Raw genomic sequence first — 20,397 nt, 5'->3', positions numbered from 1 at the left:
TATGTGCTACGGCTCAGGAGTGAACGACGGCGACGCGCCGCTGTCAAGGGTGTGTCCGGCGGAGCACTAGGCTCGACGGCCGGTCGGGGGAAGGGCGGACATGGTCACCAGTCGCGACGTGGCGAGGCTCGCCGGGGTCTCGCAGCCGACGGTGTCGCGCGCGCTCACCGACCACCCCCGGGTGTCGGAGGCGACCAAGCGCAAGGTCCGCGAGGCGGCCCTGGCTCTGGGCTACTCGACCAACGCGATCGGGCGGGCGCTGTCGGTGGGCCGCTCGAACCGGATCGGGCTGGTCGTCGCCGACCTGGAGAACCAGTTCTACGCGAACATGATCGGCCCGCTGCACCACGAGCTGGAGGGGCTCGGCCACGAGCTCGTGCTGATCACCGAGTCGGCCGGGACCGCGCCGCTGCCCGAGCGGGTCGCCGCGCACGGCCTGGCCGGGGTGGTGCTGTCCACGACGACGGTGGACTCCATCCAGCCCGCCCGGCTGCGCGACCGCGGCGTGCCGTTCGTCTACCTGAACCGGACCGCACCCAGCGTGGTCGCCGACGCGGTGACCGTCGACCCCGAGCAGGGTGTGCGCGAGGTGCTCGACGAGGCCGTCCGGCTGGGCCACAGTCGGATCGGGGCGATCTTCGGGCCGCGCAACACCAGCACCGGTGAGGTGCGTGAGCAGGTCGTGCGCACGGTCCTCGACGAGCACGGCCTGACGCTCGCCCAGCGCGACGTGCTGCACGGCCCGTTCGACTTCGCCACCGGCCGCGAGGGGTTCCGCACCCTGTACGAGCGGGCCGGCGGACCGACCCTGCTGCTGTGCGGCAACGACGTCGTCGCGCTCGGGGTGCTCGACGCCGCCGCCGAGGCCGGCGTCCCGGTGCCCGGTCACACCTCGGTGGTCGGCTTCGACGACCTGCCGACCTCGCGCTGGGCCATGGTGCGCCTCAGCACCGTCGCCTACGACCTCGACGAGGTCGCCCGGGAGTCCGCCCGCCTGGTCGTCGCGCGGCTGACCGACCCCACGGCCGAGCCGCGGCACGTCGTGTACCCGACGCACTACGTCGACCGCGCGACCGTGGCCGCTCCTCGGGCGTAGCCGATCCGGCCGCCGGAAATCCCCGCGCGGCCCTTGCCCGGCAGGTGTGCATACGCATACAGTCGTGGTACGGATCCCGACGAGGAAGGACGACCATGGCGCTCGACCCGGTCGCGTATGAGCCCTACAACGACCCGGACGACTTCATCCGCGAGGTGACCGACCGGATCTGGGTCCAGCGGGACGTGTCCTACATCGTCGACAACTACGAGCCGGACTCGATCGTCCACGGCGGGCTCGGCACCGTGATCGGCCGTGACGGCGTGATCGAGGGCAGCCTGATGCGCATCGCGGGCACCCCGCAGCACGTGGGCCAGGCCGAGGACGTGGTGTGGGAGGCCCGCGGCGACGACGCGTTCCTCAGCTCGCACCTGGTGTTCTCCGCCGACGAGATCCTCGTCGACGGCGTGGTCAGGCGGATCCGCAAGCGCACAATCGCCAACTGCCTGTACCGGCGCGGACGCATGGTCGAGGATTGGGTGGTCCGCGACGAGCTGGCGAGCTGCCTGCAGCAGGGCATCGACCCCGCGGAGGCGGTGCGGGCGCAACGCTTCCGCGGCTACCAGGGCTCGATGACCGAGCAGACACCGAAGGACGTGCTGGCCGTCGGGGACAGCGGCACGCGGCCGGACGACTTCCGGCCCGAGTGCGAGATGGTGCTGGAGTTCCTCGAGGAGGTCTGGAACTCGCGTCGCTACCAGAAGGTCACCGACTACATGCACCGTGACCTGTTCCTGCACACCGTCGGGGACCAGACCGTCGTGCGCCCGGACGGCTACCAGCGCGACCTGCTCGCGCTCGTCGCGCCGTTCCCGGACGCGCGGTTCGAGGTCCGCGACGTCCAGACCAACCACGCCGAGCGCTATGCGGGCCTGCGGATCGCGGTGACCTGGGTGATGCGCGGGACCTACCGCGGGACGCCCGCGTTCGGTCCGCTCACCGGCGGCGAGGTGGAGCTGCTCGGCGTCTCGCAGTTCCTGGTCCAGGGCGGCCGCATCGTCAAGGAGGTCCGGGTGTTCGACGAGATCGCGCTGCGTGCGCAGATCGACGCCGGCCGGACCGAGGCGTTCACCGACACCAACATCTACTGACCGGAGCACCGACATGCACGACACGGTGGTCAGCGCGGGCGAGCTCGCCCGCCGCACCGTCCGGCACGCGGACTGGGTCCCGTGCAAGGCCGCGTTCATCGACTGCCGCACCCCGGGCTCGGACCGCAAGGACAACTACTCCTTCATCGGCCTCGGGGTCACGCAGAACGCGTCCCAGCACGTCAACCTGCGCGAGCCGCACGGCTTCAACCTCGGTGCGGCGGGCATGCCGCACGGCACCACGAACAGCCTGCACCTGCACTTCACCGCCGAGGTCTTCATCAACTTCGACGGCGACTACGAGCTGCGCTGGGGCCCGGACGGCACCCAGGGCACCTACCGCAGCGTCGACGGCGACGTCGTCTCGGTCCCGCCGTGGATCTTCCGCGGCTTCACCAACGTCGGCGGCGACGACGGCATCCTGCTCACCGTCCTGGGGCGCGACGACACCGGCGGCATCATCTGGGGCCCCACGGTCCTGGCCGAGGCGGCCGGTCACGGCCTGCACCTCACCGCGGACAACCGGCTCGTCGACACCGTCGCCGGGGACGCGCTGCCCGACGACGTCGCGCTGATCCGGCCGATGGAGCAGGCCGAGATCGACCGGCTCGACGTCTACACCCGCGAGCAGTTCCGTGGCCGCGTGGTGCACGCCGCCGACCGGCCGTGGGTCGCCGAGCCCTACCTGTGCTCGCGGCTGCCCGGCGGCGGCGCCGAGCTCGCCCCGGTCATCGGCTGGGGCAGTGTGGAGAGCCGGGCCGCCGTACCGCGGCTGCTCGACCCGCACGGGTTCGCGCTGGCGTGGCTGCGGGCCCTGCCCGGCGACGGTGTGCTCACCCACCGGCACGACGCGACCCAGGTGCTGACGGTGAAGGCCGGGCACTGGGCGGTCACCCTCAACACCGGCGACGACGCGCGCACCGTCGAGCTCGGCCCGCGGGACACCCTGTCGGTGCCGCCCGGCGTCTGGCGGTCGGTGACGGCGCTCGACGCCGAGGGCGGCCGGACCGCCACCCCCGGCACTGCGGAGCTGCTGGTGGTCACCGGCGGCGACGGCCGGGTCCGGCACGAGTGGGCGCGCGAGGTCGTGGCCGGTGCCCGTGACCGGGGCCGGGTACTCGACGCCGACGGCTACCTCGCACCGGCCGCGGTGCTGGCGTTCGCGGCCGAGGACGACTGAGGCGGCCGGGATGTCGGCGACGGACCCCACGGAGGCGGGGCCGGCGGCGGGCCCCACGGTGCCTGCACCGGAGGCGGGGCCCGTGGCCCCCGCACCGGCGGCGGCCACCGACGGCCGGGTGACGGTGGCGGCGTGCCGGATCCCGGCGCGGATCGACGCCCCGGACCCGGCGATCGCCGAGCGCGCGGTGCGCGAGGCGGTCGCCGGCGGCGCCCGGCTGGTCGTCCTGCCCGAGCTCGCCGTCTGCGGGTACGCCTTCGCCGACGCCGCCGAGGCGCGGGCCGCCGCCGAACCGGCCGACGGGCCCACCGTCGCCCGGTTCGCGGCCCTGTCGGCGGAGCTGCGCTGCGTCATCGTGGCCGGGTTCGCCGAGCGCGGCGCCGACGGCCGGGTCTACAACAGCGCCGTCGTCGTCGAGGACGGACTGCGGCGCGCGGTCTACCGCAAGGTCCACCTGTGGGACCGCGAGCACACGCTGTTCACCCCCGGCGACGCCGCACCCCCGGTGGTCGCGACCGCGGCCGGCCGGATCGCCCCGATGGTCTGCTACGACCTGGAGTTCCCCGAGTGGGTACGCCGGGCCGCGCAGGACGGCGCCGAGATCGTCGCCGCGCCGGTGAACTGGCCGTGGCGCCCGACCCCCGGCGAGCAGGACCCGCTGGAGGTCGCCAAGGTCCGCGCCGTCGCCGGGGCGTACCGGGTGCACGTGGTCGCCGCGGACCGCTGCGGCACCGAGCGCGGGGTCGCCTGGTTCGAGGCGCCGGTGATCGCCGACGCCGACGGGAACCTGCTCGCCGGGCCCGGCGGGCCGCCGCCGGGGGAGTCCGGCGTGCTGCTGGCCGCCCTCGACCCGGCCGCCGCCCGCGACAAGCACCTCACCCCGCACAACCACGTCCTGCGCGACCGCAGACCCGACCTGTACCGCGAGCCCGACCCCCCACCGGAAGGACCACCACCATGGCCGGCGTGACCTACGACGCGGTGACACGGCGCTACCCCGGGTCGACCCGGGCCGCCGTCGACGCCCTCGACCTCGAGATCGCCGACGGCGAGTTCCTCGTCCTGGTCGGGCCCTCGGGCTGCGGCAAGACCACCTCGCTGCGGATGCTCGCCGGGCTGGAGGACGTCGACGGCGGGCACATCCGGATCGGCGAGCGCGACGTCACCGGCGTCGCGCCCAAGGAACGCGACATCGCCATGGTGTTCCAGAACTACGCCCTCTACCCGCACATGTCGGTCGCCGAGAACATGGGCTTCGCGCTGCGGATGGCGGGCACCGCCAGGGCCGAGATCGCCCACCGGGTCGCCGAGGCCGCCCGCATCCTCGACCTGGAGGCCTACCTGGACCGCAAGCCCAAGGCGCTCTCGGGCGGGCAGCGTCAGCGCGTCGCGATGGGCCGCGCGATCGTTCGCCAGCCGCAGGTGTTCCTGATGGACGAGCCGCTGTCCAACCTCGACGCGAAGCTGCGCGTGCAGACCCGCACCCAGATCGCGTCGCTGCAGCGACGGTTGGGGGTCACCACCGTGTACGTCACCCACGACCAGGTCGAGGCGATGACGATGGGCGACCGGGTGGCCGTGCTCAAGGACGGTCTGCTGCAGCAGTGCGCCGCCCCCGGCGAGCTGTACGCCCGGCCGGCCAACGCGTTCGTCGCCGGGTTCATCGGCTCGCCGGCGATGAACCTGCTGAGCCTGCCGGTGACCCCCGACGGGGTCCGGCTGGGCGGCGTCGACGTCGCGGTGCCGCGCGGGGCGGGGGACACGGTCACCGTGGGCGTCCGCCCGGAGGACCTGCGCCTCGCCGAGGACGGGATCCCGCTGGAGATCGACCTCGTGGAGGAGCTCGGCGCGGACGCCTACGTCTACGGCCGCGCCCGTGTCGACGGCGTCGAGCACTCGATGGTGGCCCGGGTGGACGGACGCCGCCCACCGGCGCGGGGCACCGGGGTGCACCTCGCGCCGGACCCGGAGCGCACCCACCTGTTCGCCGCCGACGGCGCCCGTCTCGACTGACCGTGCGGGCGGACCCGCCGGGCGCCGCTCAGTCCCGTCCCGCGGCGGCGCCCACTCGCTCGTCCCACCCGGCCCGCACGTCGGCCTCGACCGGGCGGGTCGCGAGCGACACCACGACGAAGGCGACCAGGCCCGTCCCGAGCCCGGCGAACACCGGCTCGTTGGCGTAGAGGTCGCCCAGCGCGAGCATCGTCGCGAGCGTGACCACCGTCCCGGTGCCCATCGCGGCGAGCGCCCCGGCCCGGGTGGCGCGCCGCCACAGCAGCCCGCCCAGCACCGGCACCAGCAGCCCGCCGACCAGGATCCCGTAGGCCATGGTGAGCGCGGCGACGACGTCGCGCAGCAGACAGGCGATCCCGACCATGACCACGCCGAACGCGGCCACCGCCCAGCGGTTCCCGGACAGCTCGTCGTGCGCCGGGTCCTCGGTCCCCGTGTCCCTCGCGGCCGCGCCCCGCCGGCGGCGCAGCGCGCCGAGCAGGTCCTGGTCGAACACCGTCGCCGTCGCCAGCAGCGCGCCGCTGGAGGTCGACATGACCGCCGAGAGCGCGGCGGCGAGCACCAGCCCGGCCAACACCGGCGGCATCGCGGCCTCGACGATCGCGGCGAACGCGTCGTCGCGCGAGTCCAGACCGGGCACGACGACCTGCGCGGCGGTGCCGATCAGCGCGCCGACCACGCCGTAGGCCAGGCAGTACAGCCCGGCGCCGAACCCGGCCCAGCGCGCCACCCCGGGGGAGCGGGCGGTGAACACCCGCTGCCAGATGTCCTGGCCGATCAGCAGCCCGAAGCCGTAGGTCACGAAGTAGGTGAGGATCGTGCCGCCGCCGATCGAGGTGAGCGACAGCGCGTCGGCGGGGACCGCGGCGACCAGCCCGTCCCAGCCGCCCGCCCGCCACAGCGCGACCGGCAGCAGCACCAGGAAGATCCCGACGGTCTTGACCAGGAACTGGACGAAGTCGGTGAGCGTCACCGACCACATGCCGCCCAGCGTGGAGTACACGACCACGACCGCACCGCCGATCAGGATCGACGGCACCCGCGGCAGGTCCAGCAGCACCCCGAAGATCGTCGCGTAGGCGATCGTCGAGGTGACGGCCAGCATCAGCGTGTAGGCCCACATGACGATCCCGGACGGGGCGCCGAGCCCGGTGCCGTAGCGCAGCTCCAGCATCTGCCCGACGGTGAACACCCCGAGCCGCTGGATGCGCCCGGAGAACGCCAGCGACAGCACCAGGATCCCGGAGCCGATCGCGACGACCAGCCACATCCCGGACAGCCCGTACTGGTAGCCGAGCCCGACCCCGCCGATCGTGGAGGCGCCGCCGAGGACGACCGCGGCCATCGTCCCGGAGTAGAGCCACGGCCCGAGCCGGCGCCCGGCCACGAGGAAGTCGGTGCGGTCGGTGGTGCGGCGGCGCCCCCAGAACCCGAAGGCGATCATGGCGGCGAGGTAGAGCACGACGACGGCGACGTCCATGGCGGATCAGCCCTTCCGGTTGGCGGCGAGCACGGACACCAGCTCGTAGGCGACGTGGGCGGCGGCGATCCCGGTGATCTCCGCGTGGTCGTAGGCGGGGGAGACCTCGACGACGTCGGCGCCGACGACGTCGACCCCCACCAGCCCGCGCAGGCAGTGCAGCAGCTCACGGCTGGTCAGCCCGCCGGCCTCCGGGGTGCCGGTGCCGGGGGCGTGCGCGGGGTCGAGCACGTCGATGTCGACCGACACGTACACCGGTCCGGTGCCCAGCCGGCGCCGCATCCGCTCGACGACGGCGGCCACCCCGTCGGTCTGGACGTCGTCGGTGCCGATCACCTGGAAGCCGAGGACCTCGTCGTCGGCGAGGTCCTGCTCGCTGTAGAGCGGGCCGCGGATGCCGACGTGCACGCAGCGCCGCGGGTCGAGCAACCCCTCCTGCGCGGCGTTGCGGAACGGGGTGCCGTGGGTGATGTCGGCCCCGAAGTAGGTGTCCCAGGTGTCGAGGTGGGCGTCGAAGTGCACGACGCCGACCGGCCCGTGGGTGCGGGCCACCGACCGCAGCAGCGGCAGCGCCACGGTGTGGTCCCCGCCGAGCGCGAGCAGCGTGGTGCCACCGGCGCGCAGCCGGTCCGCGGCCTGTTCGACGGTGGCGATCGCCTCGTCGATCGAGAACGGGTTGATGCCGAGGTCACCGGCGTCGGCCACCTGCTGGGCGGCGAACGGGGAGACGCCCAGCGGCGGGTGGTAGGGCCGCAGCAGCTTCGACGCCGCCCGCACGTGCGCCGGGCCGAACCGGGCGCCGGGCCGGTAGGACACCCCGGCGTCGAACGGGAGCCCCAGGACCGCGACGTCGGCGTGCTCCACCTCGTCGAGGCGGGGGAGCCGGGCGAACGTGGTGGGTCCGGCGAAACGGGGGACGACGCTGGCGTCGACCGGGCCGACGGTCACGGTGGGCCTCCTCGGGGCGGCGGTCTCGGGTGCGCCCACGGTCGGGCACCGGGCGCGCAGGGGGAAGTGACGAAACGTCGAAGTCCGCGCGATCATCCTCTACGTGGCGTCCATCCCGTCGTCCGGTGTCACGCTCGCGACCCTGCTCGCCGACCCCGCGCTGCGGCTCGGGCGCGCCGCCGTCGACGACGCCGACCTCGACGTCGTGGTCGCGGCGGCCGCGGTGTCGGAGCTGACCGAGCCCGGCTCGTGGCTGGAGGGCGGGGAGCTGGTGCTCACCGTGGGGTTCCTGCTGCCGTCGGACGTCGAGGGGCTCACCGCCTACGCCCGGCACCTGCGCGCGCACGGCGTCGTCGCGCTCGGGCTCGGGCTGGGTGCGGACCTGCCGCACCGCCGGGTCCCGGCCGAGCTGGTCACCGCCGCCCGCCGGGCCGGGCTGCCGCTGCTGGGGGTCCCGGACGGGGTGCCGTTCGTCGCGGTGACCCGGGCCGTGTTCGCCCACCGCGACGCCGCCGAGCGGGCCCGGCTGCAGTGGGCGCTGCGCACCCAGCGGGCGCTCACCGCGGCCGCCGTCGTCCCGGGTGGACCGGCGGCAGTGCTCGCGGTGCACGCGCAGGCCACCGGGCGCACCGCGGTGGTCGTCGACCTGCTCGGACGGGTGCTGGCCGCCGCCCCGCCGGACGGCGCCGACGCCCTGGCCGCCGGCCTGGCGGGCACCGTCGCCGCCGTGCGTGCCCAGGGGCTGCTGGGTGCGGCGGTCGAGACCGGCGGCGGGCGCCGCCGCGAGGTGCACCCGCTGGGCTCGCACCGGATCCGGGCGCTGCTGCTGGTGGACGGGCCCGCCGCGGGACCGCACTCCAACCAGGTCACCGGGGACCTGGTGTCGCTGCTGTCGCTGGACCTGGAACGCCGTGCCGGTCTCGACGCCGCGGTGCGCCGTGGCCGGGCCCGGTTGCTCGCGTCCCTGGAACGCGGCGTGGTCGACGACGCCGTCGCCGGACGCAGGCTGGCCGCCGCCGGTCTGTCAGAACAGCCGCTGCGGGCCGCGGTCGTCGCCGCGCCGCGCCCGGACGAGCTGGCCGCCGACCTCGCCGCCGTGCTGCCCGACGCCCTGGTCCGGGTGGTGCGCGACGGCCCGGGGACCGAGCCCGCCGACCCCGCGGGCCGGGTCGAGCTGGCCGTGCCCGCGCCGGTCGACCTGGACACCGTGCTCACCACCCTGGCCGCGGGCCGCCCGGCCGGGATCGGGATCGCGGTGCGCCCCGGCGCGCTGGCGGTGTCGCTGCGCCAGGCCCGCTCGGCGCTGCCGGTGGCCCGGCTGACCGGACGGACCGCGCACGCCGAGGACGTGGCGTCGAGCCGGATGCTGCTCGCGCTGCTCGACCACGACCGCCTCGGCGGGTTCGCCGACGCCGTCCTCGGCCCGTTCGACGCCGACCCGCGCGGCGCGCAGCTGCTGCGCGCGGTGGCCGCGTTCGTCGAGCGCAACGGCCACTGGGAGGCCACCGCCGCCGCGCTGGGCGTGCACCGGCACACCGTGCGGAACCGGATCGCCGCGGCCGAGCGGCTCAGCGGTCGCCGGTTGTCCTCGGCCCAGGACCGCCACGAGCTGTGGCTGGCGCTGCAGGCCCGCGACCTCGGCCGGGCCGGTGACGACACCCCGCCCGCGGGCGGGGCGGGCGTCGATCGGTTCTGACGGCGGGGTGCCCCCGTTCCGCTCCGCCCCCGGACCGACCCGCCCGTCACGCCGTCGCACGTGCGGATCACCACCCTGGTCCGGCGCACCTTGACGGGACCCCGGGCCGCCACCGAAGGTGACTGACGACAACCGAAGACGGCGAGCGGGAACCAGGAAGCCGGTGCGAGTCCGGCGCGGTCCCGCCACTGTGACCCCCGGCCACGGCCGGGGGGAGCCAGACACTGCGCCCGTTCGCCGCGCCACCCCACCCGGGACGAGGATCCCGAGGAAGGTCCGTCGATGACGCGCGCCCATGCTGTGCCCGGAGCCCTCCGGTGATCCTCCTGCTGTCCACCTCGGACACCGACCTGCTCTCGGCCCGGTCCTCGGGCGCGGACTACCGCCTCGCCAACCCGAACCGGGTCACCCACGACGAGCTGGCCGAGATGGCCGACGCCGCTGACGTCGTCGTCGTCCGCGTCCTCGGCGGGTACCGCTACTTCGAGGAGGGACTGGACCTGCTGCGGGCCCGCGCGACGCCGCTGGTCTGCCTGGGCGGGGAGATGGCCCCGGACGCGGAGATGATGGAGCTGTCCTCGGTGCCCGCGGGCGTCGCGGCCCAGGCGCACACCTACCTGGCACAGGGCGGCACCGAGAACCTGGCGCAGCTGCACGCGTTCCTGTCCGACACGGTGCTGCTCACCGGTGAGGGCTTCGCGCCGCCGGTGGAGCTGCCAGAGTGGGGCGAGCTGTCCCTCCCGGCCACCGACGTCGACGGGCCGACGGTCGCGGTGCTGTTCTACCGCGCCCAGTTCCTCGCCGGGAACACCCGCTACATCGAGGCGCTCTGCGAGCAGATCGCGGCGAAGGGTGCCCGCGCGCTGCCGATCTGGTGTGCGTCGCTGCGTCAGGCCCCGGCCGCGCTGCTGGAGCGGCTGCGCGAGGCCGACGCCATGGTCGTCACCGTGCTCGCCGCGGGCGGCACCAAGCCCGCGGGCGCCCAGGCCGGTGGCGAGGACGAGGAGTGGGACGTCACCGAGCTGGCCGCGCTCGACGTCCCGATCCTGCAGGGCCTGTGCCTGACCAGCTCCCGGGCCACCTGGGAGGCCAACGACGACGGGATGTCCCCGCTCGACGTCGCCACCCAGGTCGCGGTGCCTGAGTTCGACGGCCGACTGATCACCGTCCCGTTCTCGTTCAAGGAGACCGACGCCGACGGCCTCTCGGTCTACGTCCCCGACGACGAGCGGGCCGCCCGGGTCGCCGGGATCGCGGTGAAGCACGCGACGCTGCGCCGGGTCCCGAACGCGGACAAGAAGATCGTGCTGATGCTGTCGGCGTACCCGACCAAGCACGCGCGGATCGGTAACGCGGTCGGGCTGGACACCCCGGCGTCGACGGTGGCGCTGCTGCGCACGATGGCCGCGGCGGGCTACGCGGTCGCCACCGAGGGCGAGGCGGCGTTCCCGGGCGTCGAGGCCGGCGACGGCGACGCGCTCATGCACGCCCTGATCGAGGCCGGCGGGCAGGACCCGGACTGGCTCACCGAGGACAAGCTGGCCGGCAACCCGGTCCGCATCTCCGCCGCGACCTATCGCAGCTGGTTCGACACGCTGCCCGAGGACTTCCGCGACGGCGTCGTCGAGCACTGGGGCGAGGCGCCGGGCGAGCACTACCTCGACCGCTCGCAGAACCCGGACGGCGACATCGTCGTCGCGGCGCTGCGCCGCGGGAACGTCGTGCTGATCGTGCAGCCGCCGCGCGGTTTCGGGGAGAACCCGGTCGCGATCTACCACGACCCGGACCTGCCGCCGTCGCACCACTACCTGGGCGCCTACCGCTGGCTGGCCGCGCCGGAGTCCGAGGGCGGGTTCGGTGCGCACGCGATCGTGCACATCGGCAAGCACGGCAACCTGGAGTGGCTGCCCGGCAAGACACTGGGGATGTCGGCCTCCTGCGGCACCGACGCCGTCCTCGGCGACCTGCCGCTGGTCTACCCCTTCCTGGTGAACGACCCCGGCGAGGGCACGCAGGCCAAGCGCCGGGCGCACGCCACCCTGGTCGACCACCTCATCCCGCCGATGGCGCGCGCCGAGTCCTACGGCGACATCGCCCGCCTGGAGCAGCTGCTCGACGAGCACGCCAACATCTCCGCGCTGGACCCGGCGAAGCTGCCCGCGATCCGCCAGCAGATCTGGACGCTGATGACCGCGGCCCAGATGCACCAGGACCTCGGGCTGGAACAGCGTCCCGACGAGGACGTCTTCGACGACATGCTCATGCACGTCGACGGCTGGCTCTGCGAGATCAAGGACGTGCAGATCCGCGACGGCCTGCACGTGCTCGCCCAGGCCCCGGCCGGCGAGCAGCGCGTCGACCTGGTGCTGGCGGTGCTCCGCGCCCGGCAGATGTGGGGCGGCGAACAGTCCGTCCCCGGCCTGCGTCAGGCGCTCGGGTTGGTCGAGGACGGCTCGGAGACCAACGCCCGCACCGACGCCGTCGAGCAGGTGGCCCGCGCCCTCGTCGCGGCGATGGAGTCCCGCGGCTGGGACCCGGCCGGAGTCGACGCCGTCGTCGACGAGCACCTGACCCCCGCCCCGGCCGGCTCCGAGGTGCTCCCCGCCGTGGACGCCGACGGGGTGCGTGCGGTGCTGCGCTTCGCCGCCGACGAGGTCGTGCCGCGGCTCGACGCCACCGCGCACGAGCTCGACCGGGTGCTGCACGCCCTCGACGGCGGCTTCATCCCGGCCGGCCCGTCCGGCTCCCCGTTGCGCGGGCTGGTCAACGTGCTCCCGACCGGGCGGAACTTCTACTCGGTCGACCCGAAGGCCGTCCCGTCGAAGCTGGCCTGGGAGACCGGGCAGGCGATGGCCGAGTCGCTGGTCGAGCGCTACCGGGCCGACCACGGCGAGTACCCGCGCAGCGTCGGCCTGTCGGTGTGGGGGACCAGCGCGATGCGGACCTCCGGCGACGACGTCGCCGAGGTGTTCGCCCTGCTCGGCGTCCGCCCGGTGTGGGACGACGCGAGCCGCCGCGTCCGCAGCCTGGAGGTGATCGACCTCGACGAGCTCGGCCGCCCGCGCGTCGACGTCACGGTCCGCATCTCCGGGTTCTTCCGCGACGCGTTCCCGCACGTGCTGGCCCTGCTCGACGACGCGGTGAAGCTGGTCGCCGAGCTGCACGAGACCCCGGAGCAGAACTACGTCCGCGCCCACGTCGAGGCCGACCGCGAGCGCACCGGCGACGACCGCCGCGCCCGCACCCGGATCTTCGGCTCCAAGCCGGGCACCTACGGCGCCGGGCTGCTCCAGCTCGTCGACTCCCGCGACTGGCGCGGCGACGCCGACCTCGCCGAGGTCTACTCCACCTGGGGCGGCTACGCCTACGGCCGCGGCCTCGACGGCGTCCCGGCCCGGGACGACATGGAGAACGCCTATCGGCGGATCGCGGTGGCGGCCAAGAACATCGACACCCGCGAGCACGACATCGCCGACTCCGACGACTACTACCAGTACCACGGCGGCATGGTCGCCACGGTGCGCGCGCTGACCGGCACCGCGCCGGCCGCCTACGTCGGGGACTCGACCCGTCCGGAGGCGGTGCGCACCCGCAGCCTGCACGAGGAGACCGCCCGGGTCTTCCGTGCCCGCGTGGTGAACCCGCGCTGGATCGCCGCGATGCGCCGGCACGGCTACAAGGGCGCGTTCGAGATGGCCGCGACCGTCGACTACCTGTTCGGCTGGGACGCCACCACCGGTGTGATCGCGGACTGGCAGTACGAGACGCTGACCGCCGAGTACGTGCTGGACCCGGACAACCGCAAGTTCCTGTCCGAGTCCAACCCGTGGGCGCTGCACGGCATGGCCGAACGACTGCTGGAGGCCGTCGACCGCGGGCTCTGGGAGAGCCCGGAGCAGGCGACGCTGGACGCGCTGCGCCAGGCCTACCTGGAGTCCGAGGGCGACATCGAGGGGGACTGATCCCGTCGTGCCCCGGCCCGGGCCACGCCCCCCGTCGAGCGGGTCGTGGCCCGGGTCGTCGGCGGTGGTCAGCCGCCCGTGGTGATCTCGATCCGGTTCACCACGGTGTCCGCGGCGAAGTCGTGCGCCTCGACCACGGTCCGCCCGCCGTCGACGACCAGCCGCAGCCCCTGGTTCATCGCCCTGGTCGGGGCGGCCACCTCGCTGCCGTCCGGCGCGGTCGACCACTGCGTCTGCAGCGAGCCGGTGTTGACGGCGGTGAACCCCTCGGGGTGGCCGCCCGGGACGGTGCGGCGGACCGCCCAGTCGTCGAGCCCTAGGTCGTAGTGGGTGTGCCCGGTCAGGAACACGACGTCGGGATGGTCGCCCATGATCTGCAGCAGCCGGTCGTGCTCGGGTCGCGGGTACTGGCAGCAGTAGTTGTCCGCGCCCGCGGCACCCCGGGTCCCCGACACGGTGTCGAGCAGCGGGTGGTGGGAGAACACGAGCACCGGACCCGGCCGGGCCGAGGCGCGGTCGAGCTCGCGGTCGAACCAGTCCAGCTGCTCGTCGCCGAGGACGGCGTAGGCGTCGTCGCCCGGCGCCGCCACGCTGCCGAGGAACAGCACCGGCACCCCGCGGACGTCGCTGCGGTGGTAGGGCGCCGGCATCCCGGTGTAGCGCAGGAACCGCTCGGTGAGCACGGCGTCCGGCTCGCCGGTGTAGTACTCGTGGTTGCCGATCGCGGCAAGCGTCCGGGCCCGCGGCGGACCGGCGGCCAGTGCGGCGGTGAACGCCTCGTACTCGGCGACCGTGCCGGAGGGGACCAGGTCGCCGTTGACGACGAGCGCGTCGGCGGGCCCGGTGCCGTCGGCGTCGCGGCCGAGGTCGTCCAGATCCGCGAGGGTGTGTGCGAGGTCGGGCAGATCACCCTGCACGTCGCTGACCACGTCGAGCACGGCCCGCGGCCCGGCCTGCGGCGGGGGAGCGGCGAGGGCGGCCGGGGCGACGGCGAGGGACAGGGCGAGCACCGCTGCGGCGACGAGGCGGATGCGGGGGGACGGGCGGGTCACGGGACCTCCGGGGGGTGGGGACGACGACGCCCACCCTCACCCGGCCGGGTGATCACCAGACCGACGGCAGGTGTCGATCCGGACACGGCGGCCCGAACCGGTCGCCTCAGGGGCGGAGGCGGGTCCGCCCCGCGGTCACCGCGCCGATCCCGGAGAGACAGGCCACGACCGCGACGAGCACCGGCAGCGCGACCGCGGGCGAACCCAGCGCCACCAGCAGCGCCCCGCCCAGACCGACGAACACCGCCGTCGCGAGCTGGTCGAGCAGCTGGGCCTCCGAGGAGTGCGCACCGACGTCACCGGCGTCGGAGTGGGCCAGGGTCAGGTAGGCGATCGCGGAGAACGCCACGCCCATCCCGAGCCCGGACACGCCCCAGAACCCCACGGCGAGCCAGCCCGGCAGCAGCCCGGCGGCGACCGGGACCAGCGCGACCTGGCCCGCGGCGATCATCGCGAACCCGGAGCGCAGCATCAGTGCGCGGTCGGCGTCGGGTCTGCGAGCCTGCCAGGCGGCGGCGCCCGACCAGCCCAGCGACGCGACGATCAGCGGCGTCCCGGCGGCGGTCAGCGACCAGCCGTGCGTCGCGGTGAGCACCAGGGGCAGGAACGACACGACCGGGAAGAACGCCCCGGCGACCAGGCCGCGGGCCGCGACGACCGCGGTGATGCCCGGGCGCGCGACGACGGTCCCGCGGGGCAGCAGCCTGCGCAGCGACGGCACCAGCACCGCGACGGCGACGACGCCGGCCACCGCCCCGCCGACGTCGAGGTTCTCCAGCGCCCAGCTCAGCCCGGCGACGCCGACCGCGGCACCGAGTGCCGCGGGCACCAGACCCGTCCCACGGTCGCCGGCCGCCGGACCGGTGGGCCCCGAACAGGACCGGCGCGGCGACGAGCGGCACCCGCGGGCCCCGGACGTCGCACCAGCGACCGCCGGCGACGGTGCCGAAGACCGCCGCGGCCAGGAACAGCACGAACGGCCAGGCGTACCGGGAGACCCCGCCCAGGTCGGCGACGACGGCGGGCATCGCGGTCCCCACACCCATCGCCTCGAACGCGGTCAGGCTGATCAGCAGCAGGATCCCGACGGTCGTCGGCGCGCGGCCCGGGGACCAGACCCCCGCACCGTCCGTCCGCGCCTCGACCACGGCACCACCCTGCTCCCTGAACCCGGGTGCTGGTCAAGCCGATTCAGGGAGCGCCTGGTCGGCGACCTGGCCGTGGTGGCGCAGGTCGCCGACCGGGTCGCGGTGCCGGCGCGGCCGTGCGGTCGGTGCCGGGAGCGCTCAGCCCAGCGCCGGGACGATCGCCTCGACCAGGTGCGGGCCCGGCTCTGCCTGCGCCCGCCGCAGCGCGTCGAGCAGGCCCTCGGTGGTGGTGACCCGCTCGGCGGGCACCCCGAGCCCGGTCGCCAGCGCGGTGAAGTCCGGCGTCGGGTCGGAGAGGTCGAGCATCCGCCCCGCCCGCCCCGAGTGGGCCGCCTCCCCGGCACCGGTGCGCGCGAGCTCGACCCGCAGGATTGAGTAGGCCGCGTTGTTGATCAGGACGACGGTGACGTCGAGCCGCTCGCGGGCCATCGTCCACAGTGCCTGCAGCGTGTAGAGCGCGCTGCCGTCGGCCTGCACGGCCACCACCGGACGGTCCGGGGCGGCGACGGCGGCGCCCACCGCGGCGGGCAGCCCCATCCCGATCGCGCCGCCGGTCAGCGCGAGCTGGGTGTGCCGCGGCGCGGTCTGCAACGACATCGCCAGCGACGCCGTCGCCGTCAGCGCCTCGTCGACCACGATCGCGTCCTGCGGCAGCGTCGCGGCGACGGCGGCACACAGCCCCCGCACGTCGAGCGGACCCGGCGCGGGCTCCGGCGCCTCGTGCGGGGCGAGCACGGCGGCCGCGTCCCCGGCGACGACGTCGGCGAGGGCCTCCAGCGCGGCCGTCGCGTCGGTCGTCGCGTCGGCCAGCCCCACCACGGCGGCACCCTCGGGCACCAGGTCCCCGGGCACGCCCGGGTAGCCGAAGAACGACACCGGCGACCGCGCCCCGGCCAGCACCAGCGACGACGTACCGTCCAGCTGCGCGACCGCCTGCTCGGCGAAGTAGGCCAGCTTGTCGACGCGGGTCCGGCCGGCGCCGGTCTCCCAGCGCCGGGGGAAGGTCTCCACCAGCAGCCGTGTCCCGGTCGCCGCGGCGATCCGCCCGGCGGCGTCGACGCCCGCCGCGCTGAGTGCGGGCCCGCCCAGCAGCAGCGTCGCGCCGGGCGCGCGGACGGCGTCGGCGGCCGCGGCGACCCGTGAGGGGTCCGGCGGGACCGGCCCGGTGACCGGCAGCGGCGGGGCGAGCGACGCGCCCTCGGACCAGGACACGTCGGCGGGCAGCACCAGCGTCGCGACCTGCCCGCCGCGCTCGCCGGTCGTGGCGAGGGCACGCATGGCGTCGGCGGCGACGTCGCGGACGTCGCCGCTGGTGTGCACCCACCCGGACACGGTCCGTGCGACCGCGGTGATGTCGGACTGCAGCGGCGCGTCGAACCGGACGTGGTCGGTCGCGTGCCCGCCGACGACGCACAGCAGCGGGATCCCGGCCCGGCGCGCGTTGTGCAGGTTCGCCAACCCGTTGCCCAGCCCCGGCCCCAGGTGCAGCAGCACCGCCGCGGGCTTCCCGGCGATGCGTGCGTAGGCGTCGGCGGCGCCGGTCGCGACGCCCTCGAACAGAGCCAGCACGCCACGCATCTCCGGCACCGCGTCGAGCGCCTGCACGAAGTGCATCTCCGAGGTGCCCGGGTTCATGAAGCACACGTCGACACCGGCCGCGGTGAGCGACCCGACCAGCGCCTCGGCGCCCCTCACGACCGGTTCCCGATCTGTACGGTCCACATGGTCGGTGAGTCCACACGATGTGACGCGTGCCCGCAGGACCCGGGTTCGAGTTGCGCCCCGCAGCGCCAGGGCGGGGAATGAGGGACTGTGAGCGACGACCGCACCGCCCCCGAGGTGTACACCCCCGACCCCCGACGCTGGCGGGCACTGTCGGTCTGCCTGGTCGCCGGGTTCATGAGCCTGCTCGACGTCAGCATCGTCAACGTCGCGCTGCCCGCCATGCAGACCGCGCTGCGGGCCTCGGCCGCGCAGCTGTCCTGGATCGTGTCCGGCTACGCGCTCACGTTCGGCCTGGTCCTGGTCGCGTCCGGACGGCTGGGCGACGACCGTGGCCGCCGTCGCATGTTCGTCACCGGGCTGGCGCTGTTCACCCTCACCAGCGCCGTCGCCGGGTTCGCGCCGAACCCGGAGGTGCTCGTCGCGGTCCGGCTGGTGCAGGGCGTCGCGGCCGGGCTGCTGTCCCCGCAGGTCGTCGGGTTCATCCAAGACCTGTTCCGCGGTCCGGAGCGGGGCACCGCGTTCGGCATGTTCGGCGCCGTCGTCGGGATCTCCACCGCGGTCGGCCCACTGCTCGGCGGGCTGTTGCTGGCCTGGGCCGGCGACGCCGACGGCTGGCGCTGGGTCTTCTTCGTCAACATCCCGATCGGCGTCGCGGCGCTGGTCGCCGCGTTCCGGCTGTTGCCGGCCGACACCGCGCCGGCGGGGGAGCGGCGCCCGCTGGACCTGGGCGGTTCGGCGCTGCTCGGTGTCGCCGTCGTCGCGCTGATGCTGCCGCTGGTGCTCGCCGAGCGGGACCCGGCGTCGGCGCCCTGGTGGCTGGTCGCGGTCTCGGTCGTGGCGCTGGTGGCATTCGTGGCGTGGGAGCGGCGGGCCAAGCGCGTCCACGGCCACCCGCTGGTCGACTTCGCGCTGCTGCGGACCCGCAGCTACGCCGTCGGCGCCTCGCTCGGCGCCGTCTACTTCGCCGGGTTCACCTCGATCTTCTTCGTGCTCACCCTCTACCTGCAGAACGGGCTGGGATACACCCCGTTGCAGACCGGTCTCACACTGACGGCGTTCGCGCTGGGCTCGGCCGTCACCTCCGCCCTGAGCGGACGCCTGGTGGCGCGCTTCGGGCAGCCGACGATCGTCGTCGGGCTGGCGACGGTGATGGTCGGGCTCGGTGTCACCGACCTCGTCCTCGCCGTGACCGCACACAGCCCAGTGGCGTCCACCAAGGTGGTGTGCGACCGGCCCGGTGACGAGCTGGTCGAGCTGTAGGGCGGCCACCGCGTGATCTTCTGAACGCCTCTCACAGCCCACAGAAGATGGATCACGCGATGACCGCACCCTCCAGTATCGACCCCACCGAGTTCCTGCACGAGCAGCTGTCCCAGGCGAGCCCGGATCTGCTGTGCCACATGTTGACCACGTTCATCAACACCCTGATGTCCGCCGACGCCGACTCGGTGTGCGGCGCGGCCTGGGGCGAGCGTTCCGAGGCTCGCACGAACACCCGCAACGGCTACCGCCACCGCGACTTCGACACCCGCGCTGGCACGATCGACGTGGCGATCCCCAAGCTGCGCAACGGCTCCTACTTCCCCGACTGGTTGCTGGAGCGTCGTCGCCGGGCGGAGCGGGCCCTGACCACGGTGGTCGCGACCTGCTACCTGCTCGGGGTCTCGACGCGGCGGATGGAGAAACTCGTCGACTCCCTGGGCATCACGAGGTTGTCGAAGTCGCAGGTCTCAGAGATGGCCCGGGACCTCGACGGCCAAGTCGAGCAGTTCCGGACGCGTCCGCTCGACCAGGGCCCCTACACCTTCGTCGCCGCCGACGCGCTCGTGCTCAAAGTCCGCGAGGGCGGCCGGGTCGTGGCAGTCCACGCCCTGCTCGCCACCGGGGTCAACGGCGACGGACACCGGGAGATCCTCGGCCTGCAGGTCAGCTCCGCCGAGGACGGCGCCGGCTGGCTGGGGTTCTTCCGCGACCTCACCGCCCGCGGTCTGACCGGCGTCGCGCTGGTCACCAGCGACGCCCACGCCGGCTTGGTGTCCGCGATCGGGGCGACCCTGCCCGGCGCCGCCTGGCAGAGGTGCAGGACGCACTACGCGGCGAACCTGATGGCTGCGACCCCGAAGCAGTCCTGGCCGTGGGTGCGGGCGTTGCTGCACTCGGTCTATGACCAGCCCGACGCCGCATCGGTGCACGCCCAGTTCGACCGGGTCCTCGACGCCTTGGCCGACAAGCTCCCGAAGGTCGCCGAGCACCTCGACGCCGCCCGAGCCGACGTCCTGGCCTTCACCGGCTTCCCGAAAGAACTGTGGCGCCAGATCTGGTCGAACAACCCCTCCGAGCGCCTGAACCGTGAGATCCGGCGCCGCACCGACGTCGTCGGGATCTTCCCCGACCGCGACTCCCTGATCCGCCTCGTCGGCGCGGTCCTGGCCGAGCAACACGACGAATGGGCCGAAGGACGCCGCTACCTCGGCCTCGACGTCCTCGCCCGCTCCCGCGTCACCACGATCCCCGACACCGCCACCAGCGCTGAGGAGGCGACCTCGACCACCACCATCCCGGCGCTCAGCGCCTGACCGAACAAGAAGATCACGCGGTCGTCGTCACACACCACGCCAGCGGACTTGACCCACAGCCCGTGGACCGGGCTCGCGATCGCCGGGCCGCTGCTGCTCGCCGGGGCGGGCGGAGGGCTGGTGATCGCCCCGAACCAGACCCTCGCGCTGTCGGAGATCCCGCACACCTCCGGCGGCACCGCGGGCGGGGTGCTGCAGACCGGGCAGCGGATCGGGACGGCGATCGGTTTGTCCGCGGTCGGCGCGGTGTTCTTCGGCAGGCTCACCGCGTCCGGCGGGGACTGGGCGGACGCCATCTCGCACGGCCTGCTCATCACCGTGGGGCTGGTGGCGCTGGCCCTGGTGCTCGGTGTCGCCGACCTGGTCGCGGCCCGGCGCGCCCGGGGCAGGGACACGCCGGCGACCGCGACCGGCCGACAGTAGGGGGTCA

The 20,397-nt window shown here is 74.6% G+C and carries 15 protein-coding genes and 1 riboswitch; of the genes, 10 read left to right on the top strand and 5 right to left on the bottom strand.

The window, feature by feature from the left end:
• Positions 1-100: 100 nt before the first annotated feature.
• The 5 genes from XF36_RS14705 (at position 101) to XF36_RS14685 (ending at position 5,380) form a co-directional block, all read left to right on the top strand.
• Positions 101-1,096 (top strand): LacI family DNA-binding transcriptional regulator, encoded by a 996-nt coding sequence (locus XF36_RS14705; RefSeq protein ID WP_060712426.1) that lies wholly within the window; start codon positions 101-103, stop codon positions 1,094-1,096.
• A gap of 95 nt (positions 1,097-1,191) precedes the next feature.
• Positions 1,192-2,187: an ester cyclase gene (locus XF36_RS14700; protein WP_060712425.1), complete on the top strand. Its 996-nt coding sequence runs from the start codon at positions 1,192-1,194 to the stop codon at positions 2,185-2,187.
• 13 nt (positions 2,188-2,200) lie between these two features.
• Positions 2,201-3,367 carry a cupin domain-containing protein gene (locus XF36_RS14695; protein ID WP_060712424.1) on the top strand — a complete coding sequence of 389 codons (1,167 nt, stop codon included), beginning with the start codon at positions 2,201-2,203 and terminating at the stop codon, positions 3,365-3,367.
• An 82-nt stretch (positions 3,368-3,449) separates the two neighbouring features.
• Positions 3,450-4,337: a nitrilase-related carbon-nitrogen hydrolase gene (locus XF36_RS14690; RefSeq protein ID WP_202968401.1), complete on the top strand. Its 888-nt coding sequence runs from the start codon at positions 3,450-3,452 to the stop codon at positions 4,335-4,337.
• Entirely contained in the window at positions 4,325-5,380 is a 1,056-nt protein-coding gene (locus tag XF36_RS14685; protein ID WP_060712423.1) for an ABC transporter ATP-binding protein, read from the top strand. Before XF36_RS14690 ends, XF36_RS14685 begins: the two co-directional genes overlap by 13 nt.
• 28 nt (positions 5,381-5,408) lie before the next feature.
• On the opposite strand, the gene XF36_RS14680 is transcribed toward XF36_RS14685, so the two are convergent.
• Complete coding sequence (locus XF36_RS14680) at positions 5,409-6,860, bottom strand: sodium:solute symporter (protein ID WP_060712422.1); 1,452 nt, start codon at positions 6,858-6,860, stop codon at positions 5,409-5,411.
• Positions 6,861-6,866: 6 nt separating this feature from the next.
• Complete coding sequence (speB, locus tag XF36_RS14675; protein WP_193393971.1) at positions 6,867-7,808, bottom strand: agmatinase; 942 nt, start codon at positions 7,806-7,808, stop codon at positions 6,867-6,869.
• A gap of 103 nt (positions 7,809-7,911) precedes the next feature.
• Here speB and XF36_RS14670 point away from each other — a divergent pair, with 103 nt between their 5' ends.
• Both XF36_RS14670 and cobN read left to right on the top strand, forming a co-directional pair.
• Positions 7,912-9,504 carry a PucR family transcriptional regulator gene (locus XF36_RS14670; protein ID WP_060712420.1) on the top strand — a complete coding sequence of 531 codons (1,593 nt, stop codon included), beginning with the start codon at positions 7,912-7,914 and terminating at the stop codon, positions 9,502-9,504.
• 153 nt (positions 9,505-9,657) lie between these two features.
• Positions 9,658-9,731, top strand: a riboswitch (cobalamin riboswitch).
• 90 nt (positions 9,732-9,821) lie between these two features.
• Positions 9,822-13,466, top strand: coding sequence for a cobaltochelatase subunit CobN (cobN, locus tag XF36_RS14665; protein WP_060712419.1), 3,645 nt, complete (start codon positions 9,822-9,824; stop codon positions 13,464-13,466).
• Between the two features lie 68 nt (positions 13,467-13,534).
• On the opposite strand, the gene XF36_RS14660 is transcribed toward cobN, so the two are convergent.
• The 3 genes from XF36_RS14660 to XF36_RS14650 all read right to left on the bottom strand — a co-directional run bounded on the left by XF36_RS14660 (position 13,535) and on the right by XF36_RS14650 (position 17,361).
• Positions 13,535-14,518 (bottom strand): DUF4073 domain-containing protein, encoded by a 984-nt coding sequence (locus XF36_RS14660; protein WP_060712418.1) that lies wholly within the window; start codon positions 14,516-14,518, stop codon positions 13,535-13,537.
• Between the two features lie 106 nt (positions 14,519-14,624).
• A complete protein-coding gene (locus tag XF36_RS14655) occupies positions 14,625-15,347 on the bottom strand; it encodes a hypothetical protein (RefSeq protein WP_060712417.1) in 723 nt (240 codons plus the stop codon).
• Positions 15,348-15,804: 457 nt separating this feature from the next.
• The gene (locus tag XF36_RS14650) at positions 15,805-17,361 is read right to left on the bottom strand and encodes an acetolactate synthase large subunit (protein WP_060712416.1); all 1,557 of its coding nucleotides are present in this window, start codon (positions 17,359-17,361) and stop codon (positions 15,805-15,807) included.
• 117 nt (positions 17,362-17,478) lie between these two features.
• Between XF36_RS14650 and XF36_RS14645 the strand changes: the two genes are divergently transcribed.
• The 3 genes from XF36_RS14645 to XF36_RS14635 are packed head-to-tail and all read left to right on the top strand — an operon-like array spanning position 17,479 to position 20,390.
• Positions 17,479-18,651, top strand: coding sequence for an MFS transporter (locus XF36_RS14645; protein ID WP_060712415.1), 1,173 nt, complete (start codon positions 17,479-17,481; stop codon positions 18,649-18,651).
• 59 nt (positions 18,652-18,710) lie between these two features.
• Positions 18,711-19,967, top strand: a complete 1,257-nt coding sequence (locus XF36_RS14640; protein WP_060711586.1) for an IS256 family transposase — start codon at positions 18,711-18,713, stop codon at positions 19,965-19,967.
• Between the two features lie 48 nt (positions 19,968-20,015).
• The gene (locus XF36_RS14635) at positions 20,016-20,390 is read left to right on the top strand and encodes a hypothetical protein (RefSeq protein WP_060712414.1); all 375 of its coding nucleotides are present in this window, start codon (positions 20,016-20,018) and stop codon (positions 20,388-20,390) included.
• Positions 20,391-20,397 lie beyond the last annotated feature (7 nt).

The sequence above is a fragment of the Pseudonocardia sp. HH130629-09 genome, from assembly GCF_001294645.1.
Lineage (GTDB): Bacteria > Actinomycetota > Actinomycetes > Mycobacteriales > Pseudonocardiaceae > Pseudonocardia.
The sequence above is the reverse complement of the archived record's forward strand: the minus strand, read 5'-3'. Positions and strand labels throughout refer to the sequence as shown.